The organism is Succiniclasticum ruminis DSM 9236, assembly GCF_900112895.1.
Classification (GTDB): domain Bacteria; phylum Bacillota; class Negativicutes; order Acidaminococcales; family Acidaminococcaceae; genus Succiniclasticum; species Succiniclasticum ruminis.
Genome location: NZ_FONL01000017.1, coordinates 18411 through 35694, shown reverse-complemented (window position 1 = coordinate 35694; position 17284 = coordinate 18411). Strand labels below are relative to the sequence as shown.

General features: G+C 51.0%; 19 protein-coding genes and 1 pseudogene. 16 read left to right on the top strand and 4 right to left on the bottom strand.

The genetic code is table 11. From position 1 onward, the window contains the following. A pseudogene (locus BM159_RS09915) lies at nucleotides 1-168 on the top strand (IS200/IS605 family transposase); the annotation flags it as partial. 110 nt (nucleotides 169-278) lie between these two features. Here the strand turns inward: BM159_RS09915 and BM159_RS09910 are convergent. From BM159_RS09910 to BM159_RS09895, 4 genes are read right to left on the bottom strand one after another with little or no spacing between them, the layout of a single operon-like run. After that, a complete protein-coding gene (locus BM159_RS09910) occupies nucleotides 279-812 on the bottom strand; it encodes a 2-oxoacid:acceptor oxidoreductase family protein (protein WP_093914076.1) in 534 nt (177 codons plus the stop codon). 2 nt (nucleotides 813-814) lie between these two features. Continuing rightward, nucleotides 815-1651, bottom strand: a complete 837-nt coding sequence (locus BM159_RS09905; RefSeq protein ID WP_093729937.1) for a thiamine pyrophosphate-dependent enzyme — start codon at nucleotides 1649-1651, stop codon at nucleotides 815-817. Nucleotides 1652-1675: 24 nt separating this feature from the next. After that, on the bottom strand, nucleotides 1676-2818 hold the full coding sequence (locus BM159_RS09900) for a 2-oxoacid:acceptor oxidoreductase subunit alpha (RefSeq protein ID WP_093914075.1): 1143 nt from the start codon (nucleotides 2816-2818) through the stop codon (nucleotides 1676-1678). Nucleotides 2819-2832: 14 nt separating this feature from the next. Then, nucleotides 2833-3018 (bottom strand): 4Fe-4S dicluster domain-containing protein, encoded by a 186-nt coding sequence (locus BM159_RS09895; protein WP_093914074.1) that lies wholly within the window; start codon nucleotides 3016-3018, stop codon nucleotides 2833-2835. 344 nt (nucleotides 3019-3362) lie between these two features. On the opposite strand from BM159_RS09895, the gene BM159_RS09890 reads away from it, so the two are divergent. From BM159_RS09890 to BM159_RS12195, 15 genes are all read left to right on the top strand, one after another. Continuing rightward, on the top strand, nucleotides 3363-4433 hold the full coding sequence (locus BM159_RS09890) for a methionine ABC transporter ATP-binding protein (protein WP_093914073.1): 1071 nt from the start codon (nucleotides 3363-3365) through the stop codon (nucleotides 4431-4433). Then, entirely contained in the window at nucleotides 4423-5085 is a 663-nt protein-coding gene (locus BM159_RS09885; RefSeq protein ID WP_093914072.1) for a methionine ABC transporter permease, read from the top strand. Before BM159_RS09890 ends, BM159_RS09885 begins: the two co-directional genes overlap by 11 nt. A gap of 376 nt (nucleotides 5086-5461) precedes the next feature. Further along, nucleotides 5462-5842 carry a YerC/YecD family TrpR-related protein gene (locus tag BM159_RS09880; protein ID WP_093914071.1) on the top strand — a complete coding sequence of 127 codons (381 nt, stop codon included), beginning with the start codon at nucleotides 5462-5464 and terminating at the stop codon, nucleotides 5840-5842. Continuing rightward, nucleotides 5835-7007, top strand: a complete 1173-nt coding sequence (gene hisZ / locus BM159_RS09875) for an ATP phosphoribosyltransferase regulatory subunit (RefSeq protein ID WP_093914070.1) — start codon at nucleotides 5835-5837, stop codon at nucleotides 7005-7007. The genes BM159_RS09880 and hisZ overlap by 8 nt, the downstream gene beginning before the upstream one ends. Nucleotides 7008-7071: 64 nt before the next feature. Beyond that, nucleotides 7072-7737, top strand: a complete 666-nt coding sequence (gene hisG / locus BM159_RS09870) for an ATP phosphoribosyltransferase (RefSeq protein WP_093914069.1) — start codon at nucleotides 7072-7074, stop codon at nucleotides 7735-7737. Beyond that, nucleotides 7734-9077, top strand: coding sequence for a histidinol dehydrogenase (gene hisD / locus BM159_RS09865; protein WP_093914068.1), 1344 nt, complete (start codon nucleotides 7734-7736; stop codon nucleotides 9075-9077). The genes hisG and hisD overlap by 4 nt, the downstream gene beginning before the upstream one ends. Before the next feature lie 63 nt (nucleotides 9078-9140). Continuing rightward, nucleotides 9141-10364 carry a pyridoxal phosphate-dependent aminotransferase gene (locus BM159_RS09860; protein WP_093914067.1) on the top strand — a complete coding sequence of 408 codons (1224 nt, stop codon included), beginning with the start codon at nucleotides 9141-9143 and terminating at the stop codon, nucleotides 10362-10364. Continuing rightward, nucleotides 10348-10959: an imidazoleglycerol-phosphate dehydratase HisB gene (gene hisB / locus BM159_RS09855; RefSeq protein ID WP_093914066.1), complete on the top strand. Its 612-nt coding sequence runs from the start codon at nucleotides 10348-10350 to the stop codon at nucleotides 10957-10959. The genes BM159_RS09860 and hisB overlap by 17 nt, the downstream gene beginning before the upstream one ends. Before the next feature lie 18 nt (nucleotides 10960-10977). Then, nucleotides 10978-11586, top strand: coding sequence for an imidazole glycerol phosphate synthase subunit HisH (gene hisH / locus BM159_RS09850; RefSeq protein WP_093914065.1), 609 nt, complete (start codon nucleotides 10978-10980; stop codon nucleotides 11584-11586). Between the two features lie 22 nt (nucleotides 11587-11608). Further along, the gene (gene hisA, locus BM159_RS09845; RefSeq protein WP_093914064.1) at nucleotides 11609-12343 is read left to right on the top strand and encodes a 1-(5-phosphoribosyl)-5-[(5-phosphoribosylamino)methylideneamino]imidazole-4-carboxamide isomerase; all 735 of its coding nucleotides are present in this window, start codon (nucleotides 11609-11611) and stop codon (nucleotides 12341-12343) included. A 110-nt stretch (nucleotides 12344-12453) separates the two neighbouring features. Next, nucleotides 12454-13212: an imidazole glycerol phosphate synthase subunit HisF gene (gene hisF / locus BM159_RS09840; protein WP_093914063.1), complete on the top strand. Its 759-nt coding sequence runs from the start codon at nucleotides 12454-12456 to the stop codon at nucleotides 13210-13212. Continuing rightward, nucleotides 13212-13886: a bifunctional phosphoribosyl-AMP cyclohydrolase/phosphoribosyl-ATP diphosphatase HisIE gene (gene hisIE / locus BM159_RS09835; RefSeq protein WP_093729848.1), complete on the top strand. Its 675-nt coding sequence runs from the start codon at nucleotides 13212-13214 to the stop codon at nucleotides 13884-13886. Before hisF ends, hisIE begins: the two co-directional genes overlap by 1 nt. Nucleotides 13887-14037: 151 nt before the next feature. After that, complete coding sequence (locus tag BM159_RS09830) at nucleotides 14038-15675, top strand: putative manganese-dependent inorganic diphosphatase (RefSeq protein WP_093914062.1); 1638 nt, start codon at nucleotides 14038-14040, stop codon at nucleotides 15673-15675. An 8-nt stretch (nucleotides 15676-15683) separates the two neighbouring features. Next, complete coding sequence (locus BM159_RS09825) at nucleotides 15684-16571, top strand: ROK family protein (protein WP_093914061.1); 888 nt, start codon at nucleotides 15684-15686, stop codon at nucleotides 16569-16571. A gap of 327 nt (nucleotides 16572-16898) precedes the next feature. After that, complete coding sequence (locus BM159_RS12195; protein ID WP_093914078.1) at nucleotides 16899-17210, top strand: metal-sensing transcriptional repressor; 312 nt, start codon at nucleotides 16899-16901, stop codon at nucleotides 17208-17210. Nucleotides 17211-17284: the final 74 nt, after the last annotated feature.

Here is a 17284-nt window from a genome sequence, read left to right as displayed (position 1 = left end):
TATAAATTTGGAAATCGAAAATTCTGGGCAACCGGATATTACGTTAGTACGGTAGGGCTGAATGCGCAAACCATACAGAAATATATCCGGGAACAGGATAAGATGGATCAAATGGAAGATTCGTTATTCAGTAAAGAATACGAAGACCCTTTTAAGGGTAGCAAGTAGTCATACCACTGCGGCTTGAACAAAGTGAAAGCCAGCGTCATTTAGGCGCTGGCCTGTGTTGGGCCCTTATAGGGCTAAGCGAACCACCCCTTGAAGGGGTGGAAGCGATTTTACCGTTTAGTAATCAGTTCTTTGCCTGCCTGCAAGGCTTTTTTATTCGCTTCTTCTGTTCCTTTGGGAACACGGTTCAGCACAGCCTTTTCCAGCGCTTCGTCGGATACGCAGTGGGTTAAGGCTACAACAGCCCCTAACGCTACGATGTTGGCGAATAAGGATTTGCCACAGGCGCCGATTGCCGTGTGGGTGATGGGCAGGTCAATCCGCTCTTTGTAGGTTCCGGGTACTTCTTTAACAAACAGGGAATCCGTGATAACGATACTGTCTTTGCCGCAGTCCTTGGTATACTTGTTTGCCGCTTCCTGGCTCATGGCCAGCAATACATCCGGGCAGGTAACCCGGCCAAAATAAATTTTGTCGTCGGAGATGATGGCTTCCGCTTTGGAAGAACCGCCCCGGGCTTCCGGTCCGTAGGACTGGGACTGGATGGCTTCTTTGCCGTCGAGGATCGCTGCTTCCGCTAAGATGATACCGGCTGTGATCAGGCCCTGGCCGCCGGTTCCGGAAAATCTAAAATTATGTTTCATGATTATTTCCCTCCCTGTGCGCGCCGGATGACTTCATCATAGGCTTCGGTATATTCCTGTACGTCGTTGGTTTCAAACAGTACGCCGATGGGGAATTTGCCCGCTGCGATGGCTTCGGCTTTTTTCTCTTCGTCCATCTTGTCCCAGGCTGCTTTCATTACGCCGTGGTCCCGCTGCCATTCCATCATTTTGGCCGGTGTGCCCGCTTTGTTCTGACGTCCGAAGTTGATGGGGCAGGCCGATACGCATTCGATGATGGAGAAGCCTTTGTGGGCGATGCCTTTGGCAATCACGTCTACCATCAGAGGTACATGGAAGGTGGTAGCCCGTGCGCAGAAGGTGGCGCCGGCTGCTTTTGCCAGTTCCAGCAGATTGAAGGAAGGTTCGATGGTCAGGTACGGAGCCGTAGTCGCTTTGGATCCTTTGGGGGTCATGGGCGAATACTGGCCGCCGGTCATGCCATAGATGCTGTTGTTATATACTACTAATGTTAAATCAATGTTGCGGCGTGCCGCATGAATCAGGTGGTTGCCGCCGATGGCTGTGCAGTCACCGTCGCCGCTGGCAACAATAACCTTTAAAGCGGGATTCGCCATCTTCAGGCCGCTGGCGATGGGCAGTGCCCGTCCGTGTAAGGTGTTGGCTGTATTAAAATCCAGATACCCGGAAGAGCGGCTGGAGCAGCCGATACCGGAAATTAAAGCGACTTCGTCTTTGGACAAGCCCTGCTTATCCACCGCTTTTACAATTGCGCCCGTGATGACGCCGTTGCCGCAGCCGGGGCACCAGATGTGGGGCAGGCGGCCCGGGCGAAAATATTTCTCAACTAATTGTTCCATTCCCATGGTCTTATCTCCTTTCCCTTACCGGCCCATGGCCTTTTTGATTTCCGCCAGAAGTTCCTGCGGCGTTGCGGATTCGTTGTCGTACTTGCCGTACAGGGTGACAGGGCATTTGCCTGCTACGACCCGTTCTACTTCCAGCACATACTGGCCGTAGTTCAGCTCATGCACTAAAATGCCTTTTACTTTGCCTGCCAGCTCTTTCACTTCTTTTTCCGGGAAAGGCCAGATGGTGATGGGACGGAAGAAACCGACTTTCAGTCCTTCAGCCCGGGCCATGTCTACTGCTTCGTAAGCGGTACGGGCCGCGCCGCCGAAGGAAAGAACAGCGAATTCCGCGTCGTCCATCTTATAGTTTTCAAACGTAACGATATCTGCCAGGTTATTATAAATTTTATCATGCAGGCGGTTCAGGGCGTTGACCGTGCCGGCCGGCGTGCCTTTCGGGAACCCGGTCTCGTCGTGGATCAGGCCGGTGACGTGCCAGCGGTAGCCGCTGCCGTAATCCGCCATGGCAGGAACCAGATTGTCTTCCGTGGTGCCGTAAGCCAGATACTCTTCCGGTTTGCAGGTGGGACGTATCCGGTCCACGGTTTCTACCGTGCTGTAGTCATCCGGCAGTTCAATTTTTTCCCGCATATGGCCGATGACTTCGTCCATTAAAATGATAACGGGCACGCGGTATTTTTCCGCCAGGTTAACCGCGCGGATGGTGAGCCAGAAGCATTCCGGCACGCTGGAGGGCGATACCACGATGACCCAGTGGTCGCCGTGGGTTCCCCAGCGGGTCATCATCACTTCGCCCTGGGCAGGGCTGGTGGGCTGGCCGGTAGCCGGGCCTACCCGCTGTACGTCTACGAGGACTACAGGGATTTCCGCCGTGCAGGCCAGGCCTAACATTTCCTGCTTCAGGGAGAAGCCGGGACCGCTGGTGGCGGTCATGGCTTTTTTGCCGCCCATGGAGGCGCCGATGGCTGCGCCTAACCCGGCGATTTCATCTTCTGTCTGCATAAATTTGCCGCCGACCTGGGGCAGACGGGCTGCTAACTGTTCGGCAATTTCCGTAGAAGGGGTGATGGGATAGCCGCCGTAAAATTTAACGCCGGCCGCGATGGCGCCTTCTACTACTGCCTGGTTGCCTTGCAACAGTAATACTCTGGACATAACATCTCACTCCTTTACTTTTCCACAAAAATTGCGTAGTCGGGGCAGCGCATCTCGCACTGTCCGCACCGGATACAGTCTTTTTCTTTGTCTTTAATAATGGCGCACTTGCCTACTTCCGTAACTTCCAATACCTTTTTGGGACAGAAGTTTACGCAGATGCCGCAGCCTTTACAACGTTTGGTAACCAGTTTCAGCATGCTAAAATCCTCCTCTGATAATGACCCCTCTTAACATTATAGTACGACCTGTTGTATTGTGTTTTTTATGTACCAATTAATTATACCTTATTATTTCTTACATTAAAAGCCAAATAATTAAAAATGAAAAATAAAAAGTGATAATTAAATAAAATTTTCGTAAAGAAGGCGGATTTCGTTTTGCATTTTTACGCAAAAATCGTTATAATAATAAAGATTACTATAAATATAAATGAATTATTCGGTAAAAACGCACCAGAATGCTGAAACGATAAATATTTCAGCATGATAAACTATGCAAAAGCATTTTATTGTAAATGGTGCGAAGAGAGAAGGAAACACGCATGATAAAGCTAGTAAACGTAGAGAAAACGTATTTCAGCAAAGCCGGAGACATTGCGGCCCTGAAGAAAACGAATATTGAGGTAAAAGAGGGAGAAATTTTTGGCATTATCGGTTTATCCGGCGCCGGGAAATCCACGCTGATCCGGTGTATCAATATGCTGGAAGTGCCTACGGGGGGACAGGTCTTTGTGGACGGACAGGAACTTACTGCCATGAACGAGGCCCAGCTCAGGAAAGCCCGGCAGAATATCGGTATGATCTTCCAGCATTTTAACCTGCTGGCTTCCCGTACCGTATTTGATAATATCGCGTTTCCGCTGGAGATCCAGGGCCTGCCTAAGGAAAAAATTGCGGAACGGGTAGGAGAACTGCTGGACCTGGTACAGCTGAGAGACCGGGCGGATTATTATCCCAGCCAGCTTTCCGGAGGTCAGAAGCAACGGGTTGGTATTGCCCGGGCGCTGGCCTCTAATCCGAAAGTGCTTCTGTCAGACGAAGCGACTTCCGCACTGGACCCCCAGACCACAAAATCCATTTTACAGTTGTTGCGGGATATCAACAAACGGCTGAATCTTACCATTGTCATGATTACCCACCAGATGGAAGTGGTGAAAGAAATCTGTGACCGTGTGGCGGTTATTGAAAACGGCGTCATCATTGAGGAAGGCACCATGTATAAGGTGTTTACGGAACCGCAGATGGAAACGACGCAGGAATTTGTCAAGACTGTCAACGATATTAAAATTCCTCCGATTATTGACACGCAGTCTATGAAACAGAAGTATTTTCCGGGCGCAAGGCTGCTGGTTAACCTGACATTCCTGGACAGCGGCGCAGGCGGGGATGAAACGGAAAAGAAGACCGGCGCAGATCAGCCGCTGGTTTCTGCCCTGATCAAAAAATTCGGAGTGGATGTCAATATCATTTCCGGCAAAGTGGATTACCTGAAGGATACTCCTTACGGAACGCTGCTGGTAGAAATCATGGGTGATGAAAAAGGTATCGCAGACTCCGTTCAGTATGCTAAAGATGCGGGAGTAAAAGTGGAGGTGATCGGCTATGTCGGCTAATATGATAGATTTGCTTTTGAAATCGCTGGGGGAAACCTGTTATATGGTGCTGATCGCCATCGTGCTGGCAACGCTCATCGGTCTGCCTCTCGGCGTGATTCTGACTGTGACCCGTAAAGACCACATCATGCCGAATTCTGTGGTGCATAATGTGTTGGGCGCTATCGTGAATGCGACCCGTTCCACACCGTTTATCATTTTAATGGTCGCTATTATTCCTTTTACCCGCATGATCGTGGGTTCTTCCATTGGCACAACAGCAGCCATTGTGCCGCTGACTATTACGGCGGCGCCCTTTATTGCCCGCGTCATTGAATCTTCCCTGTTGGAAGTGGACAGGGGCGTAATTGAAGCAGCCCAGTCCATGGGCGCGAGCCCTGTGCAGATTATTTCCAAGGTGATGCTTCCTGAGTCATTGCATTCCATTGTGTTGGGAATTACCCTGGCGTTGATTGCGTTAATAGGCGCTTCTGCAATGGCAGGTGCTTTAGGCGGTGGCGGACTGGGTGACCTGGCGATCCGTTACGGTTACCAGCGCTTCCAGATGGATGTGATGATTGCTACGGTCATTGTCCTGATTGTTATGGTACAGGGTGTGCAGACTGTTGGAAACGCGCTGAGCCGCAAGCTGAACAAGAACAAGCTGTCGTAAATATAATTGCATATCCGTGTTAGTTACATATCTGTGTATCCACGTGAAATTCCATATCCGGCGCCTGATTAAGACGGACGCCGGATATTTGTTTCATAATAGTTTTTAATGGTGATTTTGTTGAAATGATCAAGGTTTACCGGAATAGATATTACGTAAAATACGGATTATCTCTTAATTTTCGTAAAAACAGCAAGTGGATATTGACTTTCACGCAATAAAGTAGTAAATTGATAAATAACGAATTTTGTTTATGATTTTTATCAAATGAGGAAAGTCGGTTCTATGAGAAAGATAAAACAAGAGAATAATGTGAAAGCAGGAACTGTAAAAGAAATTGAAAGAAAAGGTTCTGCGTGCAAGGAGGATTTTAATTATGGCTGAGAAAATTGAGAATCATCTGACTGAACAACTGTGTGAAGCGATCGCTTCCCTGAAGAATGAGAAACAGATTGCCAATTTTCTGGAAGACGCCTGTACGATCAGCGAGTTCAAGGCACTGGCCCAGCGGTTTGAAGTAGCAAGGCTTCTGGATGAAGGTGTTAAATATGAGGATATCGTGGAGCGTACGGGAGCCAGCACAGCGACGATTTCCCGCGTGAAACGATGCCTTGTGTATGGTAAGGACGGCTATGAAACAGCATTGGCAAATTTGAAGAAAAAGCATCATGAGACCCGGTCACCCAGAGTGATACGTAAAGCTAAATTTGAAAAAGAACGGGCCGAAAGAAAGAAAGCGGTACGGGAAAATGGCTGATGCAATATTGCAGGTTCCCTATGGAACAAGGGACGTGCTTCCGGGAGAGGCTGCGGCACGCCGGCAGATGGAAGATAAGATATGCAACCTGTTTGCTCTTTGGGGGTATGACGAAGTAGCGACACCGACCTTCGAGTATCTGGATACGTTTGCAGGTATGGGACAACCCGGCGCGGGCGCGTTTAAGTTTTTTGACCGCAAGGATAACATTTTAATGCTCCGCACGGATATGACGACACCGATTGCCCGCATGGTGGCCACACGGATGCGCAAAGATGAAAGCGTGAAGCGGTTATCATACCGGGCTCAGTTATTCCGTTACGAAGAGGCCCAGGCCGGCCGCCAATGTGAATTTACCCAGTGCGGTATCGAAATGATGGGGGCCGCCGGGGCGGCTGCCGATGCGGAAGTCATTGCGCTGGCCGTGTCGACCCTCATGGAAGCGGGCCTGAAAGATTTTAATATCACCCTTGGCCACATGGAGTTTATCAACGGGTTGATTGAAGCGGCAACGCTGACGGAAGAACAGGCAAAGGATATCAAGCATTGCCTGATCAGACGCAACGCGGCCGGACTGGAAAATGTCGTGGAAGCAGCAAGAATTCCGGAACAGTTGGCCCTTATTTTTAAAGAATTGCTGTTCCTGCATGGCGGTATTGCGTTGCTGGAAGATATGCAGAAGCGGGTGTTGAGCCGTCGTTGCTGGAATGCGCTGGAGAACCTGCGGGAAATCTATGAACTGGCCAAAGCCTACGGAGTGGAACAGTATCTGAGCTTTGACCTGGGCCTGACCCGCAGTCTGGATTACTACACGGGTATGCTGTTTGAGGGGTATGCTGCCGGAATGGGATATTCCCTGATTGGTGGCGGGCGTTATGACAACATGATGCAGCGATTCGGGAAACCCTGCCCCGCTACCGGTTTTGCCCTGGGCATTGACCGTATAGCCCTGACGTTGGAACGGCAGGGGAAACAGTTTGCGGAACGGCCGGAAACCGTGTTTGTTGCCTATGGGGGCGGAAAAACCGCAGAAGGTATCCGTGCAGCCTGTGCCCTCCGTAAAGAAGGCAAACGGGTGAAGCTGGCTGACCGTGCTATGACGGAAACGGAAATGCAGCAGGCCGTACAGGAAAATCATTACAGTACATGGAAATACATCGGATAATATTATCGTTGTGTTTTCTGTTACATGAAGTACGGCGAAACAGGACCGGAATGGAGAATAAACCATGGAAGAATATATTACCATAGCGCTGCCAAAGGGCAAACTGTTCAAACGAAGTCTGGACCTGTTGGCCAAAGTAGGGTACAGCGCGGAAGGCGTTTCGGAAAATTCCCGCAAGCTTGTGATTGCGAATGAGGAAACGAAGGTGCGTTTTATCATCACCAAAACGGTGGATCTTCCGACCTATGTGGAGTATGGCGCTGCGGACATCGGCATTATCGGCAAGGACGTTCTGCTGGAAGAGCAGAAGGACGTGTACGAACTGCTGGATCTGGGCTTTGGAAAATGCCGTCTGATGATGGCGGTGCCGGAAGCGAAGAAGCGGTCGGAACTAAAAGATTACGCGCATTTGCGCGTGGCAACAAAATATCCCCGCTGTGCCCGGGAATATTTTGATAAGCTGGGCATCCAGATGGAAATAGTTAAACTGAACGGCTCCATCGAACTGGGCCCACTGATTGGGTTGTCGGAGCTGATTGTGGATATTGTAGAGACAGGGACCACTATTAAAGAAAACAAGCTGATGGAAGTGGACAGCATCTTTACTTCCACCGCACGGCTGATTGCCAATCCGGTCAGCTTCAAACTGAAATTTGAACGGCTGCATAAACTGGTCGTGGATTTACGTGCCGTACTGGCAGCGGAAAAAGGAGACAAAAAAGCAAAATGAATATAATTGACGCAAGAAAAATGAATGCTGAGGAAATTGCTGCGCTTCTGAAAAAGAAAGCCTTTGACGAAACGGAGCTTTCACCGGGCGTACAGGCAGCCTGCGATCAGATGTGGGGCGAACACCTGACGGCTGCGCAGATCGTAGACCGCATTGTAGACTACGTGCGCAGGGTTGGGGACGAAGCGCTGTTGTATTTCACCAACACGATTGACCGGGCGGGTCTGACCGCCGAAACCCTGCGGGTAACGGAGCGGGAATTTGACGAGGCCCGCACATTGGTAGACCCCAAGGTCGTTGATTCCCTTACCCGGGCAATCATGAACGTAAAAAAATTTCATGAGGAGCAGATGCCAAAATCCTGGATTACCAACCGGGCCCATGGCAGCATTCTGGGACAGAAGATCACGCCCCTGGACAGTGTGGGTATCTATGTGCCCGGCGGTACGGCGGCCTATTCTTCCAGCGTGATCATGAACGCGGTTCCGGCCAAAGTAGCTGGTGTGCCCCGCATTGTGATGGCAGCGCCTCCCGGTAAGGACGGAAAGCTGAATCCTTATGTACTGGTAACGGCAGAAAAAATCGGGATTACCGAAATTTATAAAATGGGCGGTGCCCAGGCCATTGCAGCGCTGGCTTTTGGTACGGCAACAGTTCCGAAGGTGAACAAGATCACTGGCCCCGGCAATATTTTTGTGACGCTGGCAAAGAAAGCGGTATATGGGCATGTGGATATTGATATGCTGGCCGGACCCAGCGAGATTTTGATCGTGGCGGACGATTCTGCCAATCCGGTCTATCTGGCGGCCGATTTATTAAGCCAGGCAGAGCACGATCCGCTGGCCAGCGCAATTTTGATTACAGACAGCGAGCGTATCGCCAAAGCGGTGGCGGCGGAAGTGGAAGTGCAGTTGAAAGAACTGCCCCGGGAAGAAATAGCTGCGGCGTCCCTGAGAACCATGGGCAAGATCATTCTGGCGAATAACATGGAGACCGTGGTGGCCATGGCCAACCTCAGTGCGCCGGAGCATCTGGAAGTTATGACAAAAGCACCCTTCCAGCTGATGCCCCTGCTGCATAACTGTGGCGCGATGTTTCTGGGCACGGATTCTCCCGAGCCTTTGGGCGACTACTTTGCAGGACCCAACCATGTATTGCCTACCGGTGGTACGGCGAAATTCTACAGTGTTCTGAACGTGGAAACCTTTATGAAAAAGACCAGCATCATTGCTTATACCAACAAGGCATTGCTGGAAGCCGCGGACGATATTATCGCCATGGCGGAAGCAGAAGGCCTGCGGGCTCACGCCAATGCGATCCGGAAACGTCAGGAAAGGTAAATAATTGATTATCTGTGAAGAGAAGCGGCTTACCTGCCAATTTCATTTATAGTTACATAAGGGGTGAACAACGTGCCTGAGATTGCGGTTCGTTCCAGCCTGGCCGGGCTGGAGGAATATGAAGTAGAAACGATAGAAGCAAAAATAATCGTAAACGCCAACGAGTCGAATTATCCGGTTCCGGCTTCCATACAGCAGGAAATTGAAGAAAAGACAAAAAGTTTTTTGTTTAACCGGTATCCGCCGATAAAATGCGAGACCCTGTGCAACCTTATTGCGGAAACACTGGGTGTTGATATTGACAAAGTACGCGTCGGCAACGGCTCCAGTGAACTGTTGCAGATGGCCTGCTATGCTTTTGGCGGAGCAGGGAAGAAGATTGCGGTACCTTATCCGTCTTTTTCCATGTACGGCGTTTACGCCCAGATGTCGGACAGCGAAGTATTGCGTTATCCTCTGAACGTGGAAGGTTTTCTGGATGCGGAATCGGTCATTGATTTCTGTAAAGAGAACCGTCCTAATCTGCTGATTCTCAACAATCCCAACAATCCGACGGGAAATTACAATCCACTGTCAGTGATTGAACAAATCATTGCCAACGTAGAGTGTCCTGTTATCGTAGATGAAGCGTATATGGAATTTGCCAGAGGGGAAGGGGTGGATCCCCGGGACCTGCGCCCCCTGAGCCAGTTGAAACTGGTGGCAGGTTCGGCCCTGGCGCTGTTAAACAAATACAATAATTTCCTCGTTTACCGGACTTTTTCCAAAGCCTACAGCCTGGCCGGTATGCGGGTCGGGTATTCTGTAGGCAGCATTTCCCTGAGCCGCATTTTAGGGAAGACGCTACTGCCCTATCATGTGAACGCATATTCTCTCATGGCAGCAGAGGTTTGCTACCGTCATAAAGAAGATTTCCGTGAGCAGATTGAAGAGATCCGTTCCCAGCGGGCGCTGATGATTGCGGAACTAAAAGAACTGGGGATGAAAGTCTGGCCTACGGAAACCAATTTTATCTGCTACAGTCCGGAGGGGAAACTGCAGGCCATGCTTGCGGACGCGTACGAAAAAAAATACGGTTACAGTAATTTCAGCGCGGCGACGAAGGCCGGTAAAATGATTTTTAAGGCTATGCTGGCGGAAAAAATCCTGCTGCGGGATTTTACGGAGCACCCGGTTCTGCAGGGATGCATCCGCCAGACCATCGGGCTGCCGGAAGAAAATGCCATCGTGATGAACAAAATCAAGAATCTTTGCAGGGAGTGTTTGGGAAATGAACAAATCAACTGAAACGAAAAAGACGCGCTGTGCTGAGATAAAAAGAAAAACGGCGGAGACGCAGATTTCCGTAAAACTGACACTGGATGGAGAAGGGATATGCGACATTGCAACGGGTATCGGTTTTCTGGATCATATGCTGACCCTGCTGGCCAAACACAGTTTTATGGATTTGACTGTAAAAGCAAAAGGCGATCTGGAAGTGGACAGCCATCACACGGTGGAAGATATCGGTATTGTGTTGGGCGAAGCGTTGCGGGAGGCGCTGGGTGACAAAGCCGGGATCCACCGCTACGGTAACTGTTTTATCCCCATGGATGAAACCCTGGCCCAGGCATGCCTGGATTTTTCCGGCCGTCCGTTTTTAGTTTTCGGCGCAGAGATTCCGAAAATAAAACTGGGAAATTACGATACGGAAATGACGGAAGAATTTTTCCGCGCCGTAGCCATGCACTGCGGATTGACGCTGCATATCCGTGTCCTGTACGGCAGCAACGTGCATCATATCATCGAAGCAATCTTCAAGGCCTTTGCCCGTGCCGTGGCGCAAGCGGCGGCCGTGGATCCGCGGGTGAAGGGCGTTATGAGCAGCAAGGGCGTGCTGTGATTTTTGGGAGTTTAGGCAATGAGCAATAAAAATGTCGTAATTGTTGATTATGGCCTGGGGAACCTGCACAGTGTCAACAAGGCTGTGGCACTGGTAGGAGGCAACCCCGTTATTACCGGCGATAAAGAAATTATTGCGGCGGCGGAAAAACTGATTCTGCCGGGTGTGGGTGCGTTTGGCGACTGCATGGCGAATCTGGAAAAAGCCGGAGTCATTCCGGTCATTAAAGAGTATATTGCTGCGGACAAACCGTTTCTCGGTATTTGTCTCGGAATGCAGGTGCTGTTTGAAGAAAGCGAAGAAGCGCCGGGTGTTAAAGGGCTGGGCGTGTTTCCTGGCAAGGTTGTAATGATTCCTACGTCTTTGAAAATACCCCACATGGGATGGAATCAGCTGAACCTGAAGACTTCTTCCCCTTTACTGGCGGACAGTGAAGGAAAATATGTGTATTTTGTGCACAGCTATTGCTGTCAGCCAGAGGACAGGGCTCTGATCACTTCCGTCTGTGATTACGGAACGGAAATTGTGGCCAGCGTAGGCAGGGGAAATGTTTCCGGCGTCCAGTTTCACCCGGAAAAATCCAGCGAAGTGGGGCTTGCCATGCTGAAACGGTTTGTGAATTTATAATTTATCAGAAAGAAGAGACACTATGATTATTTTTCCTGCAATTGATTTGCGGAATGGAAAAGCAGTGCGCCTGGTGGAAGGCGATTTTAAACAGGAAACGGTGTATGCGGATGATCCGGCTGCCGTGGCGGAACAGTTCCGGGACGCGGGAGCGGAATTTCTCCACGTGGTAGATTTGGACGGTGCTTTGGCCGGGGAAAGCCGGAATCTGGAAGTGATCCGGCGTATTCTGGCGAAGGCCGGTAACATGAAAGTGGAAGTAGGCGGAGGCATCCGCGATTTGCACGCGGTATCCCGCATGCTGGATCTGGGCGTGACCCGGGTCATTTTAGGCAGTCTGGCAGCCCGGAATCCGGCGGAAACCCGGGAAATCTGTAAATATTTTCCCGGTCAGGCGGTAGCGGGCATTGATGCAAAAAACGGTGAAGTGGCTGTGGAAGGCTGGGGCGTTTCCGGCGGTATGAATTATCTGGAGCTGGGAAAGCGGATGGCGGAAATCGGTATCCGGCATATTATTTTTACGGATATCAGCCGGGACGGAAAACTGCAGGGCGTGAATGTGGAAGCGACGGCAGAACTGGCTAAAGCCAGCGGCGTGAAAGTTATTGCCAGCGGCGGCGTGGCTTCGATTGAAGATGTGAAAAAGGTTATGGCCCGTGAGCAGGACGGTATTGAAGGCGTGATAATCGGAAAAGCGCTGTATGCCGGCAAAGTGGATTTAAAAGAAGCACTGGCTGTGGCCAAAGGCAAAGCGTAACAATTCGGCAGCAGCCGGAGAGGGTTGCTAATTCTGAAATAACTGCGAAATCGAGCCGCTGCGCATGGTTTCACAAAGCTAAGTTTGCTATAATAGTAAAGGGGAACAACATGCTGACCAAACGAATCATTCCCTGCCTGGACGTAAAAGAAGGGCGGGTCGTAAAAGGCACGAATTTTGTAGGTCTGCGGGACGCAGGCGACCCGGTGGAGCTGGCTTCCGTCTATGACAGGGAAGGCGCGGATGAGCTGGTGTTTCTGGATATCACCGCCAGCGTGGAAAAACGCAAGTCCATGCTGGATGTCATCAACCGGACGGCGGGCAAGGCGTTTATGCCCCTGACGGTGGGCGGCGGCATCAGTACCGTGGAAGACATCCGCAACTGTCTGAATGCGGGAGCGGACAAAACTTCGCTGAATACGGCGGCGGTAAAAAATCCGGACCTGATCGCCCGGGGTGCGGAACTGTTCGGCAGTCAGTGCATTGTGCTGGCAGTCGACGCAAAACGCTGCGGCACGGACCGTTGGGAAATTTATGTGAACGGCGGCAGGACGCCTACGGGGCTCGACTGTCTGGAATGGGTGAAGAAAGCGGTGAACCTGGGGGCCGGTGAGATCCTGCTGACCAGCATGGACGCGGACGGTACCAAAAACGGTTACGATATTCCCCTGACGAGAGCAGTGGCGGAAGCGGTGAACGTGCCTGTCATTGCCAGCGGCGGCGCCGGTACCCTGGAACATTTTTATGATGTGCTTGCGCTGGGAAAGGCAGATGCGGTGCTGGCGGCTTCCGTATTCCATTACAAAACGTTTACGATCCGGCAGGTGAAACAGTACCTGCGGGATAAAGGAGTAGAGGTGAGACTGTAATGAAAATTGATTTTTCTAATCTGAAATTTGATGACAAGGGATTGATCCCTGCCATCGTGCAGGATGTGTACAGTGATGAAGTGCTGATGCTGGCCTATATGAACGGCGAGAGTCTGGCCAAGACGGTGGAAACCGGCTATACCTGGTTCTGGAGCCGCAGCCGTCAGGAATTGTGGAACAAGGGCGCTACCAGCGGCCACATGCAGAAAGTGGAATCCATCACCTATGATTGTGACGGGGATGCTTTGCTGGTGAAAGTGGATCAGACAGGCGCAGCCTGCCATACGGGGCATCGCTCCTGCTTCTTCAATCCCCTGTGGAATGAAGGGGAAGGCAGAAACCTGCCTGTTCCGGAACCGGACAACGAAAGCATCTACGGCGTTCTGGCAGAACTGTACCGGGTCATCCTGTACAAACGGGAACACGGCGGCGAAAAGAGTTATACCAAGTACCTGTTCATGAAAGGACAGGACAAGATTTTAAAGAAGGTGGGCGAAGAGTCGGCGGAGACCATCATCGCTTCCAAGAACAACAGCCGTCAGGAAGTAATTTACGAAATGAGCGACCTCTGGTATCACTGCATGGTGCTGCTGGCGTACCACGGCATTACTCCGGCAGAATTGCTGCATGAATTGTCCGGCAGAAGGTCAAAGGAAAACAACAGTAAATATTGAGATTTAACCGAACAGCTAAAATATGCCCGGTGAAAAAAGAGCTGCATCCGATGATTTTATAAACAGAAATGTCTGCATCGTAAGGTGCAGACGTTTTTTTATGGTATAATAATATATTAAATTAAGTTTTAGCAGTGTCAGGGAGGCAGTTATGAATAAACCTGTTCTTATCATCGGTCACCAGCATCCGGATACCGACTCGGTCTGCTCGGCTATTGCCTATGCCTATCTGAAAAAGCAGCAGGGCTGGAATGCGGAACCGGCCCGTGCGGGCAAACTGAATCCGGAAACGGAGTTCGTACTGGATTATTTTAAAATTCCGGCGCCCCGGCTGATTAATTATTTTTATCCTTCCCTGGAAGATATCAGGCTTCTGCAGGCGCCGGCCGTGGGCATGCAGGCTACGCTGCGGGAAGCAGGCAAGTTGTTTGTGGAAAATCCCCGGCTGAAGTCCGTGCCGGTGTTGGACACAGAGGGAAATGTGACCGGCATCATCACGGTAGGCGATTTGGCCAAACGTTATTACGAAGAGGAATCCATCAAGGAACTGGAGGATGGTTCCGTCAGCTATGCCAATATTGTCAGTACGCTGGAAGGCAGGCTGCTTTGCGGGGATATCGGGAAAACCTTTTCCGGCAAGATCAAGCTGGGCGCGTCTCAGGCGGCGACGATTCTGGCGGATGTGGCGCCCGGGGATATGATCATCCTGGGGGACCGGGAAGATGTGCAGAAGGAACTGTTGGGAATCGGCGGCATCTGCCTGGTGCTGACCAGAAATACCGATGTTTCGGAGGAAATTATCCGGCTGGCGGAAGCAAGGGATGACGTGATTATCGTTACGCCCTTTGACAGTTACCGCACGGCGCGGCTGATCAACCAGAGCATTCCCGCGAAGCTGATCATGACGTCCCCGGTGGTATGCTTCAATGAAACGGACCTGTTGGCGGATGTAAAGGAAAAAATCCTTTCGGCCAAATATGTAACCTATCCTGTGCTGCGAAAGGGAAAATATATCGGAATCATCGACCGGGGCATGATGCTGGAGCCGGAACGGCAGCAGGTCATCCTGGTAGATCACAACGAGCGGAGCCAGGCGGTGGAAGGCATTGAAGAAACGCAGATCCTGGAGATTATCGACCACCACCGGCTGGGGGGCCTTACTACCGGTGCGCCGATTTACATCCGGCAGGAACCGGTAGGTTCCACGGCTACGATTATCGCCAACATGATGTGGAACCATGACATAGGCATGCCGCCTAATATTGCGGGCATCCTGTTTGCCGCTATGGTTTCGGATACGTTGTATTTCCGTTCCCCTACTACGACGGAGGCGGACCGGGCCGCGGCCAAACGGCTGGCAGTACAGGCGGGCATTGAAGACCCGGAAGACTTTGCCATGCAGCTGCTGCGGGCCGGGAGCGTGCTGAACACCATGGCTCCGGCAGATATTATCCGCAACGACTTCAAGGAGTTTGATTTCGGGGATGTGCGGGTCACGGTGAGCCAGATTAATATTATGGACCGGCAGCTGGCCATGGAAAAACTTCCGGAATTGCAAAAGGCTCTGGACGAATTCAGAAAACGAGAAAACTATGATATGTCGCTGCTGATGGTGACGGACGTGCTGGGCGAAGCTACGGATCTTCTGGAGGCGGGCTGCCGGGACAGTGTGCTGGATCTGGCTTTTGGCGACCGGGACGCTGCGGGGTACTATCATCTGCCGGGCGTACTGAGCCGGAAAAAGCAGGTAATTCCGCCGCTGACGGAAGCTTTTAAGAAAATGGACTGAGGATAAGCATGAAACATTACATGTGTTTTGATATTGGCGGAACTTCCGTAAAATTTGGCGTGGCCGGAGAAAATGGCGCGCTGTTGCAAAAAAACGAAATTCCCAATGTAATTACCCAAAAAGGTGTGGATGGGCTGGTGGATAGTCTGGCTTCCGTCACGGAACAATACCGGCAGGAATACAGTTTGCGTGGGATTGCGGTTTCCACTGCAGGCGTGGTCGATCCGGAAAAAGGTTTGATTTTATATGCGCCGAAGTATTTTCCGGGTTATCCGGGTACGGCGTTGGGAGAACGGCTGGAAATACGCTGCGGTCTGCCCTGTACGGTGGAGAACGATGTAAACGCCGCGGCGCTGGGAGAATACTGGCTGGGCGCCGGACAAGGGGCGAAATCGCTGTTCTGTATTACTGTCGGAACCGGAATCGGCGGCTGTGCCCTGCTGGACGGCCGGGTGATCCACGGCGCGGCCTGCTTCGGCGGGGAAGCGGGACTGCAGCATATTACACCGGAATGCACATGGGAGGAGATGGCGTCCACCCGGGCGCTGATCCGTAACGTAGCAGCGGCAAAAGGAATTCCGGAAACTGCGCTGGATGGCAGAAAAATTTTTGCCCTGGCACAGAGCGGAGACGAAGAAGCTGCGGCTGCCATTGCCAGACAGATGGATGACCTTGCGACTGGCATCGCCAATATTTGTTATATTCTAAATCCGGAACGGATCATCGTAGGCGGCGGCATTGCCGCACAGGAAGCATATCTGTATCCGTTGCTGGATATAGCGTTGCGGGAAAAGCTGTTCCCGTTGGTGTATGGAAAACTGACGCTGCGGTTTGCCGCGTTGCAAAATGATGCGGGCATGCTTGGCGCTCTTTATAATTTCTTAATGCGGCAGTAAAAGTATTTGCCTGCCGGTCGTATTGCAACAATTGGCATTTTATAAAAATAAAAGAGTTTTCTCTTGACAAATATACCCCTGTGGGGTATATTATTTTTGTCCAGGTAAATACCCTATGGGGGTATAGGAGAAGGATTCTGATAAACAGTGGCCGGACTCTCACCGGCTGCTGCCGGAATGATGGAACTGCAGGCAGGGAGAAGGCCTGCAGTTCTTCCCCCCTTTTGTGTGAAAGAAGAAGGTTTGAAAATGGCAAAAGAAGAAATAATGGCAAAAGAGGAGAATTCTTGTTGTGCTGCAACTGCAAACTCCCATGCAGGAGAGACCATGTCCGGGTCTTCCTGCTGTGATTGTGTGAAACACAAATACCGGGATGTTAACAGCAAAGAATACAAAAGCATGATCCGCCGCCTGAAGCTGATCGAAGGCCAGGTCCGTGGCATCGAAAAGATGGTGGAAGAGGATCGTTACTGTGTCGATATCCTCATTCAGGTCAGCGCAATCCAGAGCGCACTGAACGCTTTCAACAAAGAATTGCTGGCCCAGCATATCCACGGCTGTGTGGTGGATGATATCCGTAACGGTAAGGATGAAGTAGTGGATGAGCTGGTAACATTGGTGCAGAAGCTGATGAAGTAAGAAGAATCTGCAGGCAGGTGTTTGTCTGCATAAAGGGAAACCGAGTTACAACGTAACAAAAGATATGGTTGCAA

Excerpts from the sequence above, each read along its gene's own strand:
- hisF (WP_093914063.1), top strand. The coding sequence starts at position 12,454 with ATGCTGACCAAACGAATCATTCCCTGCCTGGACGTAAAAGAAGGGCGG.
- hisG (WP_093914069.1), top strand. The coding sequence starts at position 7,072 with ATGGAAGAATATATTACCATAGCGCTGCCAAAGGGCAAACTGTTCAAA.
- BM159_RS09825 (WP_093914061.1), top strand. The coding sequence starts at position 15,684 with ATGAAACATTACATGTGTTTTGATATTGGCGGAACTTCCGTAAAATTT.
- hisIE (WP_093729848.1), top strand. The coding sequence starts at position 13,212 with ATGAAAATTGATTTTTCTAATCTGAAATTTGATGACAAGGGATTGATC.
- BM159_RS09885 (WP_093914072.1), top strand. The coding sequence starts at position 4,423 with ATGTCGGCTAATATGATAGATTTGCTTTTGAAATCGCTGGGGGAAACC.
- hisZ (WP_093914070.1), top strand. The coding sequence starts at position 5,835 with ATGGCTGATGCAATATTGCAGGTTCCCTATGGAACAAGGGACGTGCTT.
- hisD (WP_093914068.1), top strand. The coding sequence starts at position 7,734 with ATGAATATAATTGACGCAAGAAAAATGAATGCTGAGGAAATTGCTGCG.
- BM159_RS09890 (WP_093914073.1), top strand. The coding sequence starts at position 3,363 with ATGATAAAGCTAGTAAACGTAGAGAAAACGTATTTCAGCAAAGCCGGA.
- hisH (WP_093914065.1), top strand. The coding sequence starts at position 10,978 with ATGAGCAATAAAAATGTCGTAATTGTTGATTATGGCCTGGGGAACCTG.
- hisB (WP_093914066.1), top strand. The coding sequence starts at position 10,348 with ATGAACAAATCAACTGAAACGAAAAAGACGCGCTGTGCTGAGATAAAA.
- BM159_RS09895 (WP_093914074.1), bottom strand. The coding sequence starts at position 3,018 with ATGCTGAAACTGGTTACCAAACGTTGTAAAGGCTGCGGCATCTGCGTA.
- BM159_RS09880 (WP_093914071.1), top strand. The coding sequence starts at position 5,462 with ATGGCTGAGAAAATTGAGAATCATCTGACTGAACAACTGTGTGAAGCG.
- BM159_RS12195 (WP_093914078.1), top strand. The coding sequence starts at position 16,899 with ATGTCCGGGTCTTCCTGCTGTGATTGTGTGAAACACAAATACCGGGAT.
- BM159_RS09905 (WP_093729937.1), bottom strand. The coding sequence starts at position 1,651 with ATGGAACAATTAGTTGAGAAATATTTTCGCCCGGGCCGCCTGCCCCAC.
- hisA (WP_093914064.1), top strand. The coding sequence starts at position 11,609 with ATGATTATTTTTCCTGCAATTGATTTGCGGAATGGAAAAGCAGTGCGC.
- BM159_RS09830 (WP_093914062.1), top strand. The coding sequence starts at position 14,038 with ATGAATAAACCTGTTCTTATCATCGGTCACCAGCATCCGGATACCGAC.
- BM159_RS09900 (WP_093914075.1), bottom strand. The coding sequence starts at position 2,818 with ATGTCCAGAGTATTACTGTTGCAAGGCAACCAGGCAGTAGTAGAAGGC.
- BM159_RS09910 (WP_093914076.1), bottom strand. The coding sequence starts at position 812 with ATGAAACATAATTTTAGATTTTCCGGAACCGGCGGCCAGGGCCTGATC.